The sequence below is a fragment of the Bacillus cereus group sp. BfR-BA-01522 genome, from assembly GCF_022662635.1.
In the GTDB taxonomy this organism is placed as follows: Bacteria; Bacillota; Bacilli; order Bacillales; family Bacillaceae_G; genus Bacillus_A; species Bacillus_A cytotoxicus.
Window position 1 is genome coordinate 91,786 of the sequence record NZ_JAKUDY010000003.1, and the last position, 21,410, is coordinate 113,195.

A 21,410-nucleotide genomic window follows, 5' to 3' on the forward strand; every position below is an offset into this window, starting at 1 on the left:
TGTTTTACTCTTTGTAGACTGAACGTAAAAAATAGGGAAGAAGATAAAGGAAAACTTTAATTAGTGGGGGGCTTCATCAATCGGGCTGTTATGAGCAGTTCAGCTCTCATTTAAGTTAAGATGGAGTCAGTAGAATGAAAATCAGAATAAATAAAATAATGCTTTCATAAATAGTAAAAGAATACGTAAAGTAGGAGTGTTTATAATCCAAGTTATACATAGAGGGATTTATTTATAAAAAATGGAGGTGGTAAGGTGAAAAGTGGACAGCAGCAAGAAGAGAAAAAAATTTGTCTTTGTATGATTGTTAAAAATGAAGAGAAAATCATTGAGCGATGTTTAAATTCTGCAAAACCAGTTATTGATTTTGTATCGATTTGTGATACGGGGTCTACCGATCATACGCCTGAAATAATAGAACAATGGTGTAAGGACAATGAGATACCTGGGACCGTTCACCATGAACCGTTTCGAAATTTTGGCTATAATCGTACGCTGGCAGTAGCGTTAGCACAAAAAACATATCCGGAATCAGATTATTTATTAGTGCTTGATGCGGATATGGTTTTAGAAGAGACAGCGAATTTTGATAAAAGTAGTTTAACGAAAGATCATTATTTGACAATGCAGTACGATATTCATATTAAATATTGGCTTACTAGATTATTAAAAGCCTCTCTTTCTTGGAAATCTGTTGGGGTTACGCATGAATATTGGGATATAGATCGTTCAAAACTAGGGACGGATTATCAACAAGAAGTGGGAAGGTTAGATGGCCTTGTTGTAAATGATCAAGGAGATGGCGGAAGTAAGAGTGATAAATTTGAAAGAGATAAACGATTATTATTGGAGGGAATAAAAGATCCAGAAACGACACCAGACTTGAAAATTCGGTATTTATTTTATTTAGCTCAAACCTATTACCATTTAGGAGAATTTGAGGAAGCTATTAAATGGTACAAAAAAAGGGTTGAGGCTGGGGGATGGAGAGAAGAAGTATTTTATTCATTATTGCGAATTGGAGTTTGTTATGAGCAGTTAGCAATAAAACAAGAGCAATTAAGAAGTAAGGTTGGAAATAGTGTGCAGAAATTGGAAAGTTTCATTCAAAAAGAAGAAGAACTTCTTTCTCTGGCGGTTACGTATTTTCAAAATGCTTGGGAATATAGGCCAAGTAGGGCAGAATCATTATATCAGTTAGCCAGATTATATAGAGTGAGATCGAAAAATCATTTAAGTTTAATGTATGCATTACAAGGAAAAGAAATCCCGTTTCCAAAAGAAGATCTTCTATTTGTAGATTATCATGTGTATGATTATTTATTTGACTATGAAATTTCGATTTGTGCTTATTATATTGAAAGTAAGAAACATATTGGTAGAAAAGCACAAAAGTTTCTTGAATCGAAAATCGAAGAATTACCGATATACATCGCAAAGGTGGTTGAGAATAATAAAAAGTTTTATTAAAACATCTATGTGTGAAAGGGGAGGTGGAGGGATAATGGAATTAATAAGATGGGCTATTGATCTCGGTACATCTGTGTATGGAAATACGCATGAGGAGTTAATTCCGCTGTTGGATTATTACTACGATCACGATCATTTGAAAGCTTTCGTTGTTGCAAATCTTATTTTAGAAATGGATATACAGGAGGCGGATAGACCAAGTATAGAATTAAAAAGATGCGTGGCGGCATATTATGCTGGTTTATATAAAGTTGCAAAAAAATATGCGAATGAGATGGTAATGAAGTATCCGAATGTGGAGTTGTATGAAAAGAATGCAAAGGTAATTGAATCATTTTTTAATAAAGAATATGATTATTGTTTCTATATATGGCCGTACACATATGGGAGTTTTATAGACGTTGCACGTGCTTTAAAATGGCAATTAGAACAACAAGGACAAGAAGTAATTATATCAGAAACGTTATTGGACCAAGCAAAACAGACCGTTCTTTTTGGTGCTCATTTATTTGCTTATCGCCCCATCCCTATACCAAATCATGCAATTGTGTATAATTTAGAGCAGTTATATGATGAGAGTCCTTATGTGAATGCGGCATATCTTACAATATTAAAGGATAGAGAAGTATGGGATTATAGTCGTCAAAATATAGAATGGTTGAAACAGAAAGGATTAGGAAAAGAAATAAAACATGTGAAGATGAATTATGCCCCGACATTAGAAATAAAAAAAGGAGCATTTCCTCACGTGCTTTCAGAAGATATTGATGTTCTGTTTATTGGTGCTATGAATGAGCGACGTCAAGCGATTTTTGAACAGCTTCAAGAGCTTGCCCCGAACTTGAATATTGTTTTTCAAAGCAATGTATGGGGAATTCCTAGAAACGAACTGATGGCACGAGCAAAGATCATTTTAAATATTCATTTCCATTTAACTGGAATTCTTGAAACGCCACGAATTTCTCATGCTGTTGCGAATCAAAAGTTTATTATTTCTGAATCGAGTAATCCAGAAGACGAAAAAGAGTGGCCAGGAATCGTTTTTGCTCCTTATGAACAAATGGTAGAAATGATTATACAATACAGCAAGCTACCAGAGGAGCGGAGAAAGTTAGCAGAGAAGGCTTATTGGCATTTTAAAGCACAAAAGTCCTAATGATTTCATTTTTGAAAAAAACTCATACGAAAGTATGAGTTCTTTTTATACTATTTTCTAAAACATTTTCACCATTTTTGTTGTGTTTTGTATATAATTTTCTGATAATATAGAATGAGAAGCTTAAATAAGGGGGAGAAAGAATTATGAAATTAGTCGTAATGAATGGAACGCCAAGAAAATTCGGTAGAACACGTGTAATTGCAAAATATATTGCAGAGCACTTTGAAGGGGAATTATATGATTTGGCGATCGAAGAATTGCCTTTATATAACGGGGAAGATTCACAGCGTGAACTAGAAGCTGTAACAAAATTGAAAAATTTAGTAAAATCAGCAGACGGTGTTGTACTTTGTACACCGGAATATCATAACGCAATGAGTGGCGCTTTAAAAAATGCGCTTGATTTTTTAAGCAGTAGTGAATTTATTCATAAACCAGTTGCTTTATTGGCGGTTGCAGGTGGAGGAAAAGGCGGAATGAACGCATTAAATAGTATGCGTATTGTCGCAAGAGGAGTGTACGCGAATACCATTCCAAAACAAGTTGTAGTAGACGGTTTACATGTACAAGATGGTGAACTTGGAGAAGAGGCAAAACCGCTTATCCATGATCTTATTAAAGAATTAAAAGCATATATGGACGTTTATAAAGAGGTGAAAAAGCAATTAGGAGTTGATTGATATGAATTCTCTTTATTATGAGTCTCGATTGTATTATGTTTTAGGAGCCAATAGCAGATAAGCTATTGGTTCTGAGATTGTTATGATAACGATCCTGTGGTTTTTGATCAAGGAAAGCGGTGGCGATGTTATCTTTGGATATGTATCTATTGTAGCGACTCTTATTATGTTTTTATTGTCACCACTTATTGGCCAAAGCATTGATCGTTTTTCAAGAAAGTCATTATTACTAAGGATTCCATTTAAAAAGCAAATGCTTGAAGGGGCTCATGTTATGAAAGGGCGCCAAAAACTTTTTTGGTTTTTACTTGCCATCTATATGTCATTTATCGGAGTGATGATGACAAATTATTTAATTCCAATATACATTTCAGATGTATTAAAAGTAAATGCATCTGTATATACAATAAAGAGGATGATGTATGGGATTGGTGCTGTACTTGCTGGAATCAGCATGCCCTTTTTAATGAAATATGTGAAGACAGAAATATCTATCGTAATTACGATGTGTATATATGTAATTTCAATTACCGGAATGATTGTAGAATCTTCAGTTGTTATGTTATATGGGCTTTCTATTTTCATGCAATTGGAAATGCGAGAACAAGGATTGTACGCAATGTGTTAATAATGGAGAAAATTTCAAATGAAGTAATGGGACGTGTAGATAGTTTATTGCGGCTCATTATATTATTAACGAGTTTTACTTTTGGTGTGTCAAAAGTAGGGGGCATGCTTCCATTTTATACGCTTAGCATTTTGTTAATTTGTGCAATGGGGATTGCCCTCCGCTACGTTTTGTTAAAATATAAAGAAAAAAACATTGGAGCTTCCAATAAATCCATTGTATGAGAAAAGGAAAAGTACAGAATATAAAAGGGAATATAAAAAGGGGGGATTCAAATGGGAAAAACGAAAGCACTAGGATCAGCAAAACATAAAGGGAATCAAACACAATCTCATACGTCTTCTCAAAAAGCACGTAATCCTCAAAATGCGGGGCAACGTAGCCATTAAAAAGACTTCTACCTCCCTTTCTTTTTCTATATAATAGAAAGAAAGGGAGTGTAGATATAGTAATGAATAAATGGATTGTCTGTCTTCTATTTCTTTTACCAATATTATATATACTATATATTACGTATCAGATGCGCAAAGTTGCTCAAAAAGAGGTGAGTAATGAAATTCCTTATATATTAATATTAGGTGCAAAATTATTTGGAGATAAGCCATCACAATCTCTTCAAAATCGCTTAGATGTAGCTTTAAAATATTTAAATGAAAACCCTAAGACAAAGGCTATCGTATCTGGAGGACAAGGAGAAGATGAAGATATTCCAGAAGCGCATAGTATGCGAAATTATTTAGTAGCACACGGTATCAATGCCAATCGTATTTTGATAGAAGACCGTTCGACAAGTACGTATGAAAATTTAAAGTTTAGTAAAGATTTATTTCATATTACACACGCTATTATTGTAAGTAATACCTATCATTTATATCGTACAAAAATTATTGCGAAACGTTTAGGAATCAAAATGGAAGCATTAGCTGCTTCGACTCCTGCACGTTCTAAGAATAAGGCTTATATAAGAGAGTACATAGCGATTATAAAGACGCTATTATTTGATCATTAGAGTGAAAGAACAAGTATATCTTGAAAAAAGTAAGTTGGAATGAATCACCAGAATCGCGAAATGAATGTGAGGTAGAGAAAGTGTAAAAAAGATGGTGAAACAATTAAAAAATAAAGTGAAACTTTAATCAACGGGGTTTTTCATCCTCCACCAATTGGGCTGCTACTGCCCTAAAATAATGAGATAAAAGCTTATTCGTTAAATTTTTACAAAAAATATACAATTTTAGCTTTAAAAAACGGCCGTTCATGAGAAATGAACGGTTTTTTTATGCATACTTATACATTTTTTCAAAAAAGTATTCCCTTTTTACTCATTTTCTTTTAGAATAAGTAATGTTTTCCTGAAAAAATATAAAAGAAACTTCTATTAGAGAAAAAGGTGACTTTAATAGTTGACGGATAAACATAACACCTAGAATGACAAACGGGGTGATACCGATAGAAAAGAAATTAGGATTTTTCTCATTAATTGCATTAGTAGTTGGAACAATGGTTGGAGGTGGCGTATTTAGCCTCCCACATGACTTAGCAGCTGGGGCAAATAGTGGTGCTACACTAATTGGTTGGTGTATTACAGCATTAGGAATGATTCCACTTGCGCTTGTATATCAAACATTAGCAAGGCAAAAACCAGAGCTTGAGGGCGGAATTTATAGTTATGCACGCGCAGGGTTTGGTGAATACATTGGTTTTAATAGTGCGTGGGGATATTGGCTTGCTGGGATTTTAGGAAATGTAGCAACGATTATGTTATTGTTTAGCACGCTTGGATATTTCTTTCCCATTTTTAAAGGTGGAAATAATGTAGCTTCGATTATTGGCGCCTCTCTTTTATTATGGACACTTCACTTTTTGATTTTAATTGGAATTCGTGAAGCGTCAATTATGAATGTAATTGCTACAATTGGAAAGCTAGTTCCAATCTTATTATTTATCGTCGTAATGGTTACAGCATTTCGCTGGGAGACATTTACTCATGATTTTTGGGGAGAAGGGACTGTTTCCATCTCTTCTGTACTTGGACAAGTGAAAAACACAATGCTCGTGACGCTTTGGGTATTTATTGGGGTAGAAGGAGCCGTTGTGTTATCTGGAAGAGCAAAGAATAGTCGTGATGTTGGAAAAGCGACAGTTTTGGGACTTATTTTAGTCATGGCAATTTACATTTTAATTTCCGTCCTTTCAATGGGGGCTATGTCAAGACAAGAATTATCTCTTTTAGACACGCCTTCAATGGGACATGTATTAGAACATGTAGTTGGCTCTTGGGGAGCAGTTGCTATTAATATCGGTTTAGTTGCATCACTTGTGGGGACTTTAATTGGATGGTTTCTACTTGTTTCTGAAATTTCTCATGTGGCCGGAAAAGATGGTGTTTTTCCGAAAGTATTTACAAAAACAAATAAAAAACAAACACCGCATATTGCATTATGGATTTCAAATGGTGTTGCACAAACGTTATTTATCATTGTGCTTTTCTCAGAATCAACATATCAAATGATGTATTTTATTGCTTCGACATCTATTTTATTACCGTATTTATTATCGGCATTGTATCAGCTAAAATTAGTTATTACAAAGGAAATAAAACAAGCGAGAATAAAAAATGGAGTATTAGCTTTCATTGCATTTATTTATTCCATCTGGTTAATTTATGCAGCTGGGCTAAAGAATTTGTTACTAGTTTCCATTGTTTATGGTATTGGTCTTGTTGTTTATATGTTTGCTCGAAAAGAAAAAGGAAATCGCTATTTTTCAAACGGTGAGAGATATGTTATGGTTGTCATTGTCATTGCAACTATTGCATCGCTTTATTTGCTATTTACAGGAAATATACAAGTGTAAAAAGTCCTCTTGTAGGACTTTTTTGTTTTAGATACAAGGAATTTGCAATTTTTCACAGAATATTTCATATATAAGAATAAGATGCTTAGGAGGGATGAATATGGAAGAAAAAAAACAGTTGGTAAGGATTATAGAGTTGACCAATGATTTAAGAAAAGTTTTAGTACAAGAATCGTTTTTTAACCATCATCCCGAATTGCGTGGAGTGATTGAAAATTTAGCAGGATCTGTAGAAACGTTAGCAAATTTGCAGCATAAAAAGGATGAAAATGCTGAAGATAGACTACGGTATGTCTTAGCGAAATTAAAGATTGCTCACAATGCGATTTTGCAAGAGAAACAAACATTTTCTTCGCACTAATATCAATTTTTCTCTTAAAACCTGACGGATAACGTCAGGTTTTTTGTTTCTAGTTTTATAAAATAATACATACAATAAGAACAGTATGGGAAAAAGAGGGTGAGTGTATTGAAATTACATAAAGCTCTTCATCCAAGTTTTATAAAACGGATGTATCATATGAGGTTTATTGGGAAATTTGTAAAAGGCATAGAAGAAAAAGAGACATTTTCAATCCAATGTTTGTCACCAATTCCTTCGGTTTTGCAATCCCAGTTTGGAGAGGAACCATACGTATTTGAAGGTATATGTAGTAATAAGAAGAATGAGAAAGTGTTCGCTGATTTGAAAAAGAGAAAGTTAGAAAAACAGTTGGTGTTATTTCGACTTTATTATGAAAGAGGAAACATATATGTAGAATTAATATGCACAGAACAGAAAGAATTGGTGGATGCATATAAAATTATTCCTTCACCAAGACTAACTGGATATAGAAAAAGAGAATCTTTTGAGAGAAAGCTTGGGAATGGCTATCTATCTTTTCTCATGCCTAAGTTTCCACAGGATTTTGATACACCGGATTTATTATGGCATGAAGGGCGTTTATATGGAAATTTATCATTAAAGCCGTCGGTTAGTTCTATTGCCTATTGTGAACAAAGAAAGGAATGTAAATATATTGAGATTGATGACTGGAAGAAATATGTGGAATTAGAAGTTGATGATCATTTGTATTTTGTAAATGCAAATATATACGAGCAACTCGTAAAACGCGTTGCGGAAGAGGGGAAGCCAATTGAAGTGATAGATATTAGAAATCAAAAAGAAGAGCAGGAATGGGACGAACGAGAAACCTCTTTTCTACAGTATGTACAGAAAATAGTATGTGATAAAGGGTTATATATTGATGTAACGGATATCTTTAATTTTCACATTAGTGTAAAAACGAATATGTTAACCATTCTTGGTGGTATACCAGGGATTGGGAAATCTCGTTTTGTGCAGGCGTATGCAGAAGCATTAGGATTGCAATATGGTGAAGAATTAATATGGATTCCTATATCTCCGACTTATCAAGAGCCACATGATTTACTTGGTTATCTTCATCCAAATGGAGCATTTATTGAAAGTGAGACACAGCTTGTTCGAACATTATTAAAAGCAAAAGAAAATCCGAATCAGCTATATATGATTGTATTTGATGAAATGAATATGTCGCATATTGAGCATTGGTTTACCCCATTTTTATCGATTCTCCAATTAGAAAAAAAGAATCGTATTCTTACTTTATATGAAGAAGGGGCTAGGGGAGAAAATCAAGTCCCAGCGAAAATTGAAATTGGAGAAAATATTATTTTTGTTGGCACGATAAATTTTGATGAAACAACGAAAGAATTATCCGACCGTTTATTAGATCGAGTCAATCTTATTACATTGCAAAAAATTCCATTTTGTGAAATGAGCATGAGACAGGAAAAGAATATACAATTTCCTTCTCTGGCAGTAACCGCTAGGGAGTTTCGCATAAATTGGGTAAGAAATAAAGCGATGGTTGAAGTTTTTTCAGAGGAGGAATTGGAGTTGCTAGATAAGTTGCATGATATATTGTCCTCTTACGATGCATCAAAAGGTATTTCTTTTCGATGCGCTGCGGCTATTGCCTCATATTTGCAAAATATTCCCATGCACAATAACCAGTCTTATATGATTAGCAGGGAAGAAGGCTTTGACTTGCAAATTAAGCAGCGCGTATTAACAAAATTGCGTGGAACCGAGATGACAGTTGGTGCTCTTCTTTCTGAAGAGGAAAAAAAGGGAGCGATGCTAATCCCATTATTACAATCTCCTCTTGCAAATTGTGTCTCAACATTCGAACATTCCTTAGCGTATTTAAGACAAAAGCGACGCGAATTGGAGTTGTATGGTTATGCAAAATAAAGAACACAATGAGACTGAAATTGTCGACACGATAGAAATGTTGCCTTTTGTACTGAAACTAATTGTAGGATCGGAAGCGAAGGGAGAGACTATCGTTTTAAATCGTCTCTGCACTTCGGCATTCTCTCTCTCACAGTGTATTTATAAAGTGCAGGAGTTAAAACCATTACGGCTATCTTTACATTATGAGAAAGCAGTTCATGTTACATTTATATGGAATAAAGTGTATGAAGGACAAAAGAATATACAAGAATCACAATATGAACTACATGAAAAAAGATCAAAAATATTAATATATGAACATGGAAAAACAGATTTTTTTTATCCATGGCGCTGCGGCTTATACCACTTTGAAGTAAGAGTGGGAGGGGAGATATACTACGGAGCGTTTCAAATTGTTCCAAAAAATTTTGAAGATGATCAATTTGAAATGATTCAAAGTTATGTAAAGTCGATTTTGAACGAATTAATTTTAGATCGAGGTTATTATAAAAAAACATTTTCAGCATTAAGTGATATTGAAGATTCTTCTTATTTAATGTTACTGCGAATGTTGCCGAAGAAGATGAAAAAAATAAAACAAATTTATAAAAAGATCGAAATGAATACGAAGTACGTCAATACGTACAATTGGGAGACGCGAGAACGAAAATCGACGCGGAAAAGTGTAATCATAAGCGAAAAAAAAATGCACGGAAAGTACTATAATCGCAAGTTTATAGAGCAGAAAAATAGTTTAGAAAATGCTTTTCTTAAATTTAAAACGAGGCAGTTTTATTCTTATTTAGTAGAAGCTCAGCGTTTTTTACAAAAGACAGTTAAACTACTAGAGGAAACAAAGGAGACAAAAAAGGAAGAATATCAAGCTGTTAAAACCATTATGCAAACAATTGATCGAAACGGCTCTGTGACGGATCGAGAAAAGAAAAAATATAAAAATATACATTTGTTGAAAGAAGCGGATTTACGCAAGAGTTCAGTGAAAATACAAGAATATAAAATTTTGAATCGTATTGTTTATGAAAGTGCACAGTACTTTCATCATTTGTTACATTCCCCGTTTTGGAAGGACATTTCTGAAAAAACGAATATTACACTTTATTCTATCTCTATACCACACCGACAACTTATGTATCATTTAGAGTTGTTACCCCATTATAGACAGCAATCTCCAGCCTTATTATTCGTGTATAAACCAACATTTTTAGTCTACGAATATTATGCATTCTTTATTGTTATTTCTATACTACAAGAAATGGGATTTCATGATAAAGTACCGATGCGAGAACAGATACAGAAATATTTTTATTTGGATGGATTACAAGATGGTACGACAATTGTACTACATCGTGATGAGTTTCGAATCCATGTGGCATTTAATGATTTAATTGAAACTCATCCACTTATTGCATTAAGTAAAGGAAGCCATTTTTATAATGGAGAAGATACGAAAAAACCGGATATTCGGCTAGATTGTTATGTAAAGCAGGAAGAATGGTATGAATATCAATCATCTATTATTATTGAAGTAAAGTATAGTCCAATGTATAACATTTTTCAGCCTGTTGGTAATACAAAAGCGACAGAGCAAATGTATAAATATTGGTCTATTAAATATGTAGATGAAAAAGAGGGGAAACGTATTTTTAAAAGAAAGGCGATTTACGAAGTAATTTGTGTCTATCCAGGAAGTCATATGCACGGCAAAAAAATTGAATCAGGTTGTGGTGTATTTCTGCAGTTATACCCATATAAAACGAAGCAAGGAAAAGAGAAGTTAGCTGGAAAATATGGACTCATGCAAATTTTTGAGGAATGGTTAAAAAGTATAAAAACATAAAAATCTTTACTGCTCGAGAGCGTTAAAAAATAACCACCTACTATGTATGTATTTAGGTGGTTATTTTTCGGTATTTTTGATAAAAATGAACGGGGAATAGGAATTCCATTTTGTTTAACGAATACTATAAGTAATAAATATTTTTAGTTGCATACGAAGATTCGGTCTTATATTATATAATGTAAGCGTTATCAATAAGTGAGATAGCGATAAGAAAGGTGGGGAAATATGTTCCAGCGTGTTCAAACGAAGGAAGAGCATTTTTGGTTCGAGCAATTGTGGGGAGATTTTTGTGAGGAACGAAATTTAATGTTTGTAGAACGGAATTTAAATCCATCACGGTTTTTATTAATAGAAGATCAGCATTATATTGGTACTGTTGAATGTATTCAATATACCTCACCAGAACAATCTAATTCTGAGTTTTTTTATCCGTTTTCTAAAAATAAATTGATAAAAAACTTAAACAATGTATATGAAATTGGAAAGTTAAGCATCGCAAAAACATCTCGAGGTCGAGGGCATTTCAAAAGATTAGCAGCGATTTTGTTTATACATGCTTTAGAAATGAAGGCAGAATGGTATATTGCAGTTGTAACAAAACGAATGTATATGTATTTGCTTACACTTGGTTTCCCAATTGAACCAATAGATACCCCATTTGATTTTCATGATATGTTACAAGGGGTTCCAGTCCGCATTCATGCTCGAAAAGGTATTACACACTTATATTCCTTGAAGGAGTTTCGCGATATCATTCAAGGAAATGCTCACGCACAAACGCTTATTAAAAGATACAGTAAAAATATTATGTTAACAAATTGATTTGTCACAAATTTTTATATAATATTGTGATTCACATCACATCCTTCTTATTTCATTTACATTACGCTTTATTTGTAAGAGTTGATTAAGAAGGGATGAGATTTTATGTTTTGTTACCAGTGTGAGCAAACTCCAACAGGTGGATGTAAAATAATAGGTGTTTGTGGGAAAAACGAAACAATTGCAAGTTTGCAAGATACGATTGTCTTTGGATTAAAAGGTATTGCAGCATATCGTACTCATGCAGCTCAACTCGGTTATACAGATTCATTTGTAGATGCAGTGACACATGAAGCGTTATATATGACTTTAACAAATTCAAACTTTAATGAACAAGAACATTTGGAAATGGCAATGAAGGTAGGAAAAGCAGCTTTACGAGTAATGGAACTATTAGATGAGGCACATATTAATCATTTCGGGATTCCAAAGCCTGTTCACATTACACAAAATCGCGTGGAAGGAAAGGCAATTGTTGTGACAGGACATAATCTATTTGCTTTAGAAGAACTGCTTAAGCAAACAGAAGGAAGAGGAATTAACGTGTATACACATTCGGAAATGCTTCCTGCTCATGGATATCCTCAGCTTAAAAAATATAAACATTTAAAAGGGAATATCGGTAAGTCATGGTTTGATCAGCGACGTCTATTTGAAAAGTTTACAGGAGCCATTTTAGCAACGACAAATTGCGTTATGCCGATTAAGGGTACGTACGCAGATCGCTTCTTTTCTTATGATCTAGCTGGGCTAGAAGGGGTAAGAAAAATTGAAAACGATAATTTTGAACCATTAATCCAAAAAGCATTAGAGCTTCCGGCAGTACATATGAAATCTGACGAACAATTAGTAACTGGTTTTCACCATCATACTGTTTTATCATTGGCACCAGAAATTATTGAAGCAGTAAAGATGGGGAAAATAAAACGTTTTTTCGTAGTTGCTGGATGTGATGCTCCTGGCAAGGGTGGTGAATATTATCGAGAGTTGGCTATGTCATTGCCAAAAGAAACCGTTATTTTCACAACTTCTTGTGGGAAATTCCGCTTTAACGACATAGATTATGGAGTTGTGCCAAGAACGAAAATTCCACGTTATATTGATTTAGGACAATGTAATAATTCCATTTCAACGATAAAAATTGCAGCTGCATTAGCAGAGGCTTTCCAATGTGACGTCAACGAATTACCAGTGAGTATTATATTATCATGGTTTGAACAGAAAGCTGTTGCCATTTTACTCGGTCTATTTAGCCTTGGCATACAAGATATTCGAATTGGACCAAAAGTGCCTGAATTTATTTCACCTGGTGTTTTACAAGTGCTACAAGAGAAATTCGGATTGAAAACGATTATGACTGCTGCTGAAGATATGGAGACGATATTATCATAGTAAAATGAAAGGATGCCTAAACAATGGGCATCCTTTAAATGCATATACTGATAAATAAGAATTATTAAAAGCCAAACATACTTAAAATCATTTTACGGCGTTTTGGTTTTTTTTCTCGTTCATATGTTGATTGACTATCCGGTGTAATATATACGGGTTCTTCTTTTGGAATAGAAGCCTCCAATTTCTCAATCTTTGTTAACATTTCTTCCATTTCACGACGATGCTGTAATAGTTGATATGTGACAACATCATTTGCCTTATCTTGTATTTGTTCTTCAATATGATCTAATCGTTTTGTAATTGCATTTAATTGTATGACGAGTTGTTCAATCTCATTTGAGGATTTCGTTTGGGAAGTGGAATCTTGTTCCATTTGAGAACGGTGATATTCTAACATTTGATCAAAGTCACTTTTTGTAAAAATATAATGACCATATTTGTTCTTTTGAATCGTGAGATTTAATTGTTGAGCAATCCGAACCACTGCTTTTGGGTTAACACCTAACTTTTGCGCAATAAAGGGTGTTTTATATTCCAAGATAATCCCTCCTATATATATCCTGTTACATGATTTCTAGATGAAAAGTTTGTTCCCTTCTGGAGTGACAAAAGAAGTGTTGAATCGCCAAAGAAAGTGTTTTTTTACGAAATTTAGCATATATTTATGAAAAATAGAGCTGTACAATTTTCAACTTCTCTGTGTTGTAAATTGACGGGAACAAGATTTTTAGATTATCATAAATATAAATATCTTTTTTATGTATGCATATAATATATAAAAAGGTGATTGCTAATGTAGAATTTTGCCAGATTCAAATTGGATATTTCGCTTGAATCATTTGAAGTAGGAGGTGGCTTCCTTGCTTACAGCGTAAGTAAGGAAACATATTTGGACATATTTAGGATAAGTATGTTGATTGTTTTAATTGCCTTAACTGCATTTTTCGTTGCAACAGAATTTGCAATTGTGAAAGTGAGAGAATCGCGCATCGATTATTTAATTGCTGTGGGCAACAGGCGCGCAAAGTCAGTAAAGACAGTCATTACAAACTTAGACGAGTATTTATCAGCTTGCCAATTAGGGATTACAGCTACAGCGCTTGGAATAGGATGGTTAGGAAAACCGGCACTAAAGCAAACGTTCGATCAACTATTTACTAGTTTGAAAGTACCTGTTCAATCTGTGGATTTTTTAGCTGTAATTCTAGTGTTCATGTTCATTACTTTCTTCCATGTGGTGATTGGAGAATTGGCACCAAAGACATTTGCAATTCAAAAGGCAGAGCAAATTAGTTTGTTTATAGCAAAACCGCTCATTTTCTTTTATCGTCTTACATTCCCATTTATATGGTTACTAAATGGATCCGCTCGATATATAGCAAGAATGTTTGGTTTATCGCAGGTGAAAGAGCGTGAAGATGTACATTCAGAAGAAGAACTGAAGTTATTAGTTTCAGAAAGTTACAAAAGTGGAGAGATTAATCAATCAGAATTTAAATATGTGAATAAAATTTTTGAATTTGATGATCGGATTGCAAAAGAAATTATGGTTCCGCGTACGGAAATGTATATTTTAGATAAGGATATGCCGATAAAAGAAGCATTGCAAAAAATGTCAAAAGAAAAATATACAAGATATCCTGTGGTTGATGGAGATAAGGATCATGTTATTGGATTTGTTAATTTTAAAGATATTTTTACGGATTTTGTAAAACATGGTGCTGGTCACGCTGAAACAGTAGGAACATATATGAGATCGATTATTCTTGTTATCGAATCTATTCCAATCCGTGATTTATTTTTAAAAATGCAACGGGAGCGTACGCACATTGCGGTGTTAATTGATGAATATGGAGGAACAGCAGGGCTTGTAACAGTTGAAGATATATTGGAAGAAATTGTTGGAGAAATTCAAGATGAATTTGATATAGATGAACAACCAGAAATTCAATGTGTCAGCGAAACAAAAACAATTTTAGAAGGAAAAGTGCTTGTTAGTGAAGTGAATGCGCTACTTGGTTTAACAATTTATGACGATGGAATTGATACGATTGGCGCTTGGATTTTAACGAAAAACCTTGGGATTGAAGAAGGAGATATCGTGAAAATTGAAGGATATAGGTTCTGTATTAAAGAATTGGATGGGCATTATATTAAGCGAATAGAAGTAACGAAACAACCTGCGCCAATTGTTATGCCTGAAACGGACTCTTCTATATCACTGCAAGAACAAATTAGTTCGTAAATGGAATGGATGAGTAGATTGTAAAAGGTACACTCTTTAAAGTGTACCTTTTACTTCGTTATGAGGGGATTTCTTGTTTGAAAATATCATCTTCAACGTAAATTTGATTTTTATCTACAGCAGTATGATGCGCTACAACTAAGCCGATTGGTGTATGTGTTCCCTTATTTTGAACAATAGTGAAGGGAACGTTTTTTTCGTTTGCTAATTTAATGTATTTTGATAAATGTGGGTAAGTAATGCTTCCATTTACAAATAGATGCAGATTCTGAGAAGAATGCAAACTCTTTGTTACTTCTGAATAAATGGTGCTTCGCATTACTTGACCGATGGTTAAAGCGATCTCTACACGTTCGCGTAATGTACCTAAATACATATTACGTTCTTCTGGTTTGTTTTGCTTTTGGCCATAAATGCCTTCTTGAAGATAATCTTCCACATTTTTATTTACCATATTTTTCACACCTTTCCATGCTTATTGTACGCAAGAATCGGAAAGGATGCAAAAAAAATCATGATATATATGTGAAAATTGACACAAATAGAAGGGAATTATCTATCACTTATCAAAGGGTATAATGGGCGATAAAAATGAAATAAATTTTATCAACAGAAATTAACAAAATGTGACAATAATCTCTTAACGAAATTTGTTTTTTGTGATAATATTCAAAATATATAGGGTATCGTCGCATGGAAATGGAGGAAATGGGGGTTTTTCCAATCGATAAGGAGGATATTAAAGAATTATTTTGTTCGTATTTGAAAGACAATAGGCATCAATTCGTACAGAACTGGAAAAACAAGACGATAATTTCCGACAAAGATCCGTTTAAGCAAGAGGTAGCTCGAAATGGAGAACGCTTATTAGAATTAATTATTAAACTTATTATGGAGGATAAGGATATTGCTTATTTACAGCCGTTATGTGAGAAAATTGCGATTGAACGTGCAGGGGCGGATGCAAATATTGGCGATTTTGTCTATAACGCAAATGTCGGAAGAAATGAACTATTTGAAGCGATGTGTGAGTTAGATGTGAAAGCTTACGAGCTAAAACCAATTATGACAAAAATACATACTTGTTTTGACAGATTAATTTATTATACTGTTTTAAAATACTCGGAAATCATATCAAGAAATTTAGAGGAAAAACAGCAATATATAAATGAAACACATAAAGAAAGATTAACTATTTTAGGACAAATGTCTGCTAGCTTTGTTCATGAATTTCGGAATCCGTTAACTTCCATAATGGGTTTTGTGAAACTGCTAAAGTCAGAACATCCTAATTTATCGTATTTAGATATTATTTCTCATGAGCTAGATCAGTTAAACTTTCGCATTTCGCAATTTTTACTTGTTTCTAAAAAGGAAATGTGGAATGAATCGGAACGATTTTGGCTAAACGATTTGTTTCATGATATTATTCATTTCTTATATCCAAGTTTAGTAAATGCAAATGTTTCAATTGAAAAAAACTTACCTTACCCGATTTCATTTGTAGGATATCGAAGTGAAGTGAGGCAAGTTTTTTTAAATATCTTAATGAATTCGATTGATGCTTTAGAAGCAATGAATGAAAATCGTAAAATTATTATCGATACATGTGAAGATGAAGAAATGATTCATATTGTAATAAAAAATAATGGTCCAATGATTCCAGCAGAGAATATTGAAACGATTTTTGAACCATTTGTTACAACAAAAAAATTAGGAACTGGCATTGGTTTATTTGTATGTAAGCAAATTGTTGAAAAGCATAATGGGATGATTACATGTCAATCAAACTCTGAGTGGACAGAATTTCATATTACATTTCAAAAATCTACACCATAATATGGCGTAGATTTTTTTAATTTGTAAGAGTAACAGTAGTAACATTTGGCGATTTTGTAGTGTAACCTACAAGGGAAATTGTAGAAATGGTATTTGGTTCGATTTTTACGTTTGGAATCGTTACAAGGTTTTTCTTTGTATCAGCAAGTGAAATTTCGATATCAGCTGTACCAGGGCTTACTTGTAAATAATCTGTTACTTGTTTAAAGAGTACATTTTCAAATAGATGATCGCCGTTCTTTAAGGATACATTTACAACGGAAGTGTCAGGTGAGAAGTGTGCGAATCGTATTTTAGCTTGACCAGATGGCAAATGTGTATTATCTAACATTGGTTGTAGTTGAATATGCGAATCTTTATCAAGTATTGCAAGTGTATAGGAATGATTTCCTAGCATCGGGATAAGTGCTGAAAAAATGGGAGTTTCATTGTCTAGAGGAACAATATCAAGCCTATATTGCCCTTGCATAAGGGAGAAATAAGGGCTGAATTGTTGAAAAGTGATATTTTTAATGACTTTTTGTCCATTTATTAAAATATCGACAGGGGCTGTATGCGGTGAGGCGTGAAATATCCTCATATAAGATGGTAACGTTGCCTCTTGTGATTCACGCCTTTCGTATGCCTGTACAAGTTGCTTGACCGCATGATGATATTTCATAGATAGCTCGATATATTTTCTAGGACTTATATATTGATAGTACCGTGCCAGTTGTTCATAGCAAATTGCTTCTTGTCCATATTTTTCAAATTCAGATTGCGTCATGGATATTCCTCCTTTGTCATCATTACAACTATATGCTTTAGTAAAAAGAAGTTATGCAAGAAACTTATTTTCAAAAGAGATTATACATATCGATTTTTTGATTTCTAGGCAAATACACATACGAAAGAGAAGTTGTCCTACATAATGTAATAGTGCAATATAAATATAGAAAAAGGAGGGGGAAACATGTGGGGGTATGGATATTCAGGTAGTTATTGTGGCTACGGTACAGGTTATGGATTTGCGTTGTTAGTTGTGCTGTTTATTTTATTAATCATCATTGGAGCTTGTTGGGTGCGCTAATCATGGATGAAGAGCGTCATACTGAACTGGTTACTGTCGTTAATCGGTTCTTTTTTTATGAAAGAAAAGCATCGCACATTTCTTAGGAGAAGAAAACATTTAGATTTATAAGAAATTTGTCTAATTTTGTTTAAAAGTATGAGATGTAAACTATGCAAACAGGAAGGAAATGAACGGGAGTTTCGTCGAAGTTTACACAATATCGGCAATTTGAATAGAGTGGCTGATGTTGTAGGAAATTTTCAATCGAATTGGAGGGGGAGAAGAGCATGATTCTATCATCGAAGGAGAGGAGAGTTAAAGAATTTTAGTTCTGAATATTCTTTCGATTTATAAGGCCTATTTCTATAGTTTATAAGTCTTTTTTATCTATTCACTGCTTTTGCAGGGGATTCTTTTTATGAAAGAAACGTCAATTTTCTTCATATATATATACAAATTGGAGAAATGGGGGAGCGCTATGCGCGATTACTTAATTAAGCCACTTGTTGGTCAGCCGTATCCAATGATTTCTCATGGAAAAGGAGTATATTTGTACGATCAAAATGGAAATAAATATTTTGATGGTTCCTCGGGAGCTATTACGGCTGGTATCGGACATGGCGTAGCAGAAATTGCTGAAGTAATAAAAAAACAGGCAGAGGAGATTGCTTTTGTCTATCGGTCACAGTTTACAAGTGAACCAGCAGAAAAGTTAGCAAAGAAACTAAGTGATTTAAGTATAGGAGACTTGAATTGGAGCTTTTTTGTAAATAGTGGTACAGAAGCAAATGAGACAGCTATGAAAATTGCAATTCAACATTTTCAAGAACGTGGTATTCATGGTAAACATAAAATTTTATCAAGATGGATGAGCTACCACGGAATTACGATGGGAGCTTTATCTATGTCTGGGCATCCATTGAGAAGACAACGATTTGTAGCTATTTTAGAAGATTATCCAACCGTATCAGCTCCATATTGCTTTCGGTGTCCGTTACAAAAAGTATATCCAACTTGTCAGCTTGCCTGCGCAACGGAATTAGAACGAGCAATTGAGCGAATTGGTGCGGAACATATTGCAGCTTTTATAGCGGAACCAATCATTGGTGCTGCCGGTGGAGCGGTTGTTCCTCCAAAGGAATATTATAAAGTGATTAAAGATATTTGTATGCATTATGATATTCTATTTATTGCGGATGAGGTTATGACAGGGCTTGGGCGAACGGGAGTGTGGTTTGCAATGGAGCATTGGGGTGTGGAGCCTGATATTATGACGCTTGGGAAAGGGCTCGGGGCTGGTTATACACCAATGGCAGCGACGGTTATAAGTGATCGTGTTATGGATCCGATTTTAAGAGGGTCCCGTTCAGTGATGAGCGGTCATACATTAAGCGCAAATCCATTATCAGCAGCAACTGCTTTAGCGGTTATCGAATATATGGAAAAACATAATTTACCTGAAAAAACAGCGGAAAAAGGAGAATATTTAATAAAGGGATTGCAAAAAGTTCAGCAGCAATCGACTATTATTGCAGATGTGCGGGGGAAAGGATTCCTAATTGGAATTGAATTGCAACCGTTTACAAAAGCGTCGGAGCTCATTTCAGTGGCAGCTAAAAACGGACTCCTTTTATATCAAGCTGTTTCAGGGCAAGCAGGTAAGGAAGATAGCGCATTGCTTGTTGCACCACCAATGACTACTACATATTCTGAGCTAGATGAGCTACTTAGTATTTTTGGTAAGAGTGTGGAGGAAATGATGCAAAGAGGAGGGCATAGTATCGCATGAAAATGGTGACAAATACATTCGGGAAATTGAAAGAAATAGATGAAGTCATTTCGCTATTTCACGATGATATGACACTAATGTTTGGGGGATTTGGTGGAATCGGATCCCCTCCATCTCTTATACAAGCAATTGTGGAAAAAGGAATTACAAACTTACATTTAATTGGAAACGATACAGGGTTCCCGGATGTGGGGATTGGTTGTCTTATAACAAGAGAAAGAGTAAAATCATTAGTCACTTCTCATATCGGTTCAAATCCGAATGCAGGGAGACAATTAAACGAAGGAAAGTTACAAATTGAATTTTCACCTCAAGGAACACTAGCGGAGCGCATTCGAGCAGGCGGCGTAGGTCTTGGTGGCATTCTTGTTGATGTTGGTGTTGATACGGTCGTTGAGGAAGGAAAACGAACAGTTGAATTAAATGGCAAAACGTTTTTAGTTGAAACAGCTCTTACAGCTGAAATAGCAATTGTATATGCAAAAAAAGCAGATCCATTTGGAAACATTGTTTTTGATAAAAGTGCGCGTAATATGAATCCACATGTTGCGATGGCGGGGGATATTACAATTGTAGAAGCGGAAGAAATTGTACCGCTTGGTGCATTACATCCGGAAGAGATTGTAGTTCCAGGTGCTTTCATAGATTATATTGTTCCATCGGAAGGGGTGAATTGGAAATGGGCATGGGAATAGATGTAAGAGATAAAATCGCAAAGCGGGCTGCGCAAGAAATTCAAAATGGCATGATTGTCAACTTAGGAATTGGTATTCCTTCACTTGTTCCTAACCATTTACGGGAAGATATACACGTTATGTTCCATGCTGAAAATGGAATTATCGGTATGGGCCCAACACCGAATACAGGGGATGAAGATGCAAATTTATGCAATGCAGCGGGACTGCCGACGTCAATTATTCAAGGGGCAAGTTACTTCGATAGCTGCACCGCATTTGGAATGATTCGCAAAGGGTTGCTAGATTTAACAATTCTAGGGTCGCTACAAGTGAGCGAGAATGGAGATTTAGCCAATTGGATTGTACCAGGAAAACGTGTTCCAGGTATTGGCGGAGCAATGGATCTAGCACAAAAAGCAAAGCGAGTCGTTGTTGTAATGAACCATGTCGATAAGTATGGGAATGCAAAGATTGTATCTGAATGTACACTGCCTTTAACATCGAAAAACTGCGTTGATGTCATTATTACTGATATGGCTGTGATGGAGGTTACTTCTAAAGGATTAGTGCTTCAAGAATTGATGAGTCCTTATACAGTAGAAGATGTGAGGAAGCATACGGAATCGGCTTTTCATATAAGTTCTAACTTGCTTGTAATTGAATGAAGGGAGCGGGGGA

19 protein-coding genes and 1 pseudogene are annotated in these 21,410 nt (G+C 34.5%); 17 read left to right on the top strand and 3 right to left on the bottom strand.

All coding sequences use genetic code 11. The features are described 5' to 3' along the window. Nucleotides 1–300: 300 nt before the first annotated feature. The 11 genes and pseudogenes from MR059_RS05560 (at nt 301) to hcp (ending at nt 13,128) form a co-directional block, all read left to right on the top strand. Nucleotides 301–1,470, top strand: coding sequence for a tetratricopeptide repeat-containing glycosyltransferase (locus MR059_RS05560; RefSeq protein WP_048723093.1), 1,170 nt, complete (start codon nt 301–303; stop codon nt 1,468–1,470). 34 nt (nt 1,471–1,504) lie between these two features. Further along, complete coding sequence (locus tag MR059_RS05565) at nt 1,505–2,626, top strand: CgeB family protein (RefSeq protein WP_012094153.1); 1,122 nt, start codon at nt 1,505–1,507, stop codon at nt 2,624–2,626. 146 nt (nt 2,627–2,772) lie between these two features. Next, nucleotides 2,773–3,309: an NADPH-dependent FMN reductase gene (locus tag MR059_RS05570; RefSeq protein ID WP_012094154.1), complete on the top strand. Its 537-nt coding sequence runs from the start codon at nt 2,773–2,775 to the stop codon at nt 3,307–3,309. 82 nt (nt 3,310–3,391) lie between these two features. Continuing rightward, nucleotides 3,392–4,161: pseudogene (locus tag MR059_RS05575) on the top strand (MFS transporter). Between the two features lie 227 nt (nt 4,162–4,388). Continuing rightward, entirely contained in the window at nt 4,389–4,946 is a 558-nt protein-coding gene (locus MR059_RS05580) for a YdcF family protein (protein WP_012094155.1), read from the top strand. A gap of 419 nt (nt 4,947–5,365) precedes the next feature. Further along, nucleotides 5,366–6,793 carry an arginine-ornithine antiporter gene (arcD, locus tag MR059_RS05585; RefSeq protein ID WP_012094156.1) on the top strand — a complete coding sequence of 476 codons (1,428 nt, stop codon included), beginning with the start codon at nt 5,366–5,368 and terminating at the stop codon, nt 6,791–6,793. A gap of 100 nt (nt 6,794–6,893) precedes the next feature. Continuing rightward, nucleotides 6,894–7,154, top strand: a complete 261-nt coding sequence (locus MR059_RS05590) for a hypothetical protein (protein WP_012094157.1) — start codon at nt 6,894–6,896, stop codon at nt 7,152–7,154. A gap of 108 nt (nt 7,155–7,262) precedes the next feature. Beyond that, nucleotides 7,263–9,071 (top strand): AAA family ATPase, encoded by a 1,809-nt coding sequence (locus tag MR059_RS05595; RefSeq protein ID WP_041809677.1) that lies wholly within the window; start codon nt 7,263–7,265, stop codon nt 9,069–9,071. Then, complete coding sequence (locus MR059_RS05600; RefSeq protein ID WP_041809679.1) at nt 9,061–10,911, top strand: hypothetical protein; 1,851 nt, start codon at nt 9,061–9,063, stop codon at nt 10,909–10,911. The genes MR059_RS05595 and MR059_RS05600 overlap by 11 nt, the downstream gene beginning before the upstream one ends. Before the next feature lie 228 nt (nt 10,912–11,139). Continuing rightward, a complete protein-coding gene (locus MR059_RS05605) occupies nt 11,140–11,736 on the top strand; it encodes a hypothetical protein (protein WP_012094160.1) in 597 nt (198 codons plus the stop codon). A 105-nt stretch (nt 11,737–11,841) separates the two neighbouring features. Further along, a complete protein-coding gene (hcp, locus tag MR059_RS05610; protein ID WP_012094161.1) occupies nt 11,842–13,128 on the top strand; it encodes a hydroxylamine reductase in 1,287 nt (428 codons plus the stop codon). Between the two features lie 64 nt (nt 13,129–13,192). Here the strand turns inward: hcp and MR059_RS05615 are convergent, their stop codons facing one another. Continuing rightward, on the bottom strand, nt 13,193–13,669 hold the full coding sequence (locus MR059_RS05615) for a polar chromosome segregation protein (protein WP_012094162.1): 477 nt from the start codon (nt 13,667–13,669) through the stop codon (nt 13,193–13,195). A 372-nt stretch (nt 13,670–14,041) separates the two neighbouring features. Here MR059_RS05615 and MR059_RS05620 point away from each other — a divergent pair, with 372 nt between their 5' ends. After that, a complete protein-coding gene (locus tag MR059_RS05620; protein WP_012094163.1) occupies nt 14,042–15,376 on the top strand; it encodes a hemolysin family protein in 1,335 nt (444 codons plus the stop codon). A gap of 58 nt (nt 15,377–15,434) precedes the next feature. Here MR059_RS05620 and MR059_RS05625 read toward each other — a convergent pair whose 3' ends face one another. Next, entirely contained in the window at nt 15,435–15,830 is a 396-nt protein-coding gene (locus MR059_RS05625) for a YueI family protein (RefSeq protein WP_012094164.1), read from the bottom strand. A 239-nt stretch (nt 15,831–16,069) separates the two neighbouring features. Between MR059_RS05625 and MR059_RS05630 the strand changes: the two genes are divergently transcribed. Beyond that, entirely contained in the window at nt 16,070–17,215 is a 1,146-nt protein-coding gene (locus MR059_RS05630) for a BA2291 family sporulation histidine kinase (protein WP_012094167.1), read from the top strand. A 16-nt stretch (nt 17,216–17,231) separates the two neighbouring features. Here MR059_RS05630 and MR059_RS05635 read toward each other — a convergent pair whose 3' ends face one another. Next, nucleotides 17,232–17,981, bottom strand: coding sequence for a DUF4397 domain-containing protein (locus MR059_RS05635; RefSeq protein ID WP_012094169.1), 750 nt, complete (start codon nt 17,979–17,981; stop codon nt 17,232–17,234). A 186-nt stretch (nt 17,982–18,167) separates the two neighbouring features. Here MR059_RS05635 and MR059_RS05640 point away from each other — a divergent pair, with 186 nt between their 5' ends. From MR059_RS05640 to MR059_RS05655, 4 genes are all read left to right on the top strand, one after another. Beyond that, nucleotides 18,168–18,284: a YjcZ family sporulation protein gene (locus MR059_RS05640; protein WP_041809682.1), complete on the top strand. Its 117-nt coding sequence runs from the start codon at nt 18,168–18,170 to the stop codon at nt 18,282–18,284. Between the two features lie 460 nt (nt 18,285–18,744). Further along, nucleotides 18,745–20,055 carry an aspartate aminotransferase family protein gene (locus MR059_RS05645; protein ID WP_012094170.1) on the top strand — a complete coding sequence of 437 codons (1,311 nt, stop codon included), beginning with the start codon at nt 18,745–18,747 and terminating at the stop codon, nt 20,053–20,055. Continuing rightward, nucleotides 20,052–20,750 (top strand): 3-oxoacid CoA-transferase subunit A, encoded by a 699-nt coding sequence (locus MR059_RS05650; RefSeq protein ID WP_012094172.1) that lies wholly within the window; start codon nt 20,052–20,054, stop codon nt 20,748–20,750. The genes MR059_RS05645 and MR059_RS05650 overlap by 4 nt, the downstream gene beginning before the upstream one ends. Continuing rightward, on the top strand, nt 20,735–21,397 hold the full coding sequence (locus tag MR059_RS05655) for a CoA transferase subunit B (protein ID WP_012094173.1): 663 nt from the start codon (nt 20,735–20,737) through the stop codon (nt 21,395–21,397). Before MR059_RS05650 ends, MR059_RS05655 begins: the two co-directional genes overlap by 16 nt. The last annotated feature ends 13 nt before the right edge of the window (nt 21,398–21,410 follow it).

Coding starts and splice junctions, on each gene's coding strand:
- MR059_RS05645 (WP_012094170.1), top strand. CDS start 18,745: ATGCGCGATTACTTAATTAAGCCACTTGTTGGTCAGCCGTATCCAATG.
- MR059_RS05570 (WP_012094154.1), top strand. CDS start 2,773: ATGAAATTAGTCGTAATGAATGGAACGCCAAGAAAATTCGGTAGAACA.
- MR059_RS05565 (WP_012094153.1), top strand. CDS start 1,505: ATGGAATTAATAAGATGGGCTATTGATCTCGGTACATCTGTGTATGGA.
- MR059_RS05640 (WP_041809682.1), top strand. CDS start 18,168: ATGTGGGGGTATGGATATTCAGGTAGTTATTGTGGCTACGGTACAGGT.
- MR059_RS05605 (WP_012094160.1), top strand. CDS start 11,140: ATGTTCCAGCGTGTTCAAACGAAGGAAGAGCATTTTTGGTTCGAGCAA.
- MR059_RS05580 (WP_012094155.1), top strand. CDS start 4,389: ATGAATAAATGGATTGTCTGTCTTCTATTTCTTTTACCAATATTATAT.
- MR059_RS05600 (WP_041809679.1), top strand. CDS start 9,061: ATGCAAAATAAAGAACACAATGAGACTGAAATTGTCGACACGATAGAA.
- arcD (WP_012094156.1), top strand. CDS start 5,366: ATGACAAACGGGGTGATACCGATAGAAAAGAAATTAGGATTTTTCTCA.
- MR059_RS05650 (WP_012094172.1), top strand. CDS start 20,052: ATGAAAATGGTGACAAATACATTCGGGAAATTGAAAGAAATAGATGAA.
- hcp (WP_012094161.1), top strand. CDS start 11,842: ATGTTTTGTTACCAGTGTGAGCAAACTCCAACAGGTGGATGTAAAATA.
- MR059_RS05655 (WP_012094173.1), top strand. CDS start 20,735: ATGGGCATGGGAATAGATGTAAGAGATAAAATCGCAAAGCGGGCTGCG.
- MR059_RS05635 (WP_012094169.1), bottom strand. CDS start 17,981: ATGACGCAATCTGAATTTGAAAAATATGGACAAGAAGCAATTTGCTAT.
- MR059_RS05620 (WP_012094163.1), top strand. CDS start 14,042: ATGTTGATTGTTTTAATTGCCTTAACTGCATTTTTCGTTGCAACAGAA.
- MR059_RS05590 (WP_012094157.1), top strand. CDS start 6,894: ATGGAAGAAAAAAAACAGTTGGTAAGGATTATAGAGTTGACCAATGAT.
- MR059_RS05625 (WP_012094164.1), bottom strand. CDS start 15,830: ATGGTAAATAAAAATGTGGAAGATTATCTTCAAGAAGGCATTTATGGC.
- MR059_RS05630 (WP_012094167.1), top strand. CDS start 16,070: ATGGAAATGGAGGAAATGGGGGTTTTTCCAATCGATAAGGAGGATATT.
- MR059_RS05560 (WP_048723093.1), top strand. CDS start 301: ATGATTGTTAAAAATGAAGAGAAAATCATTGAGCGATGTTTAAATTCT.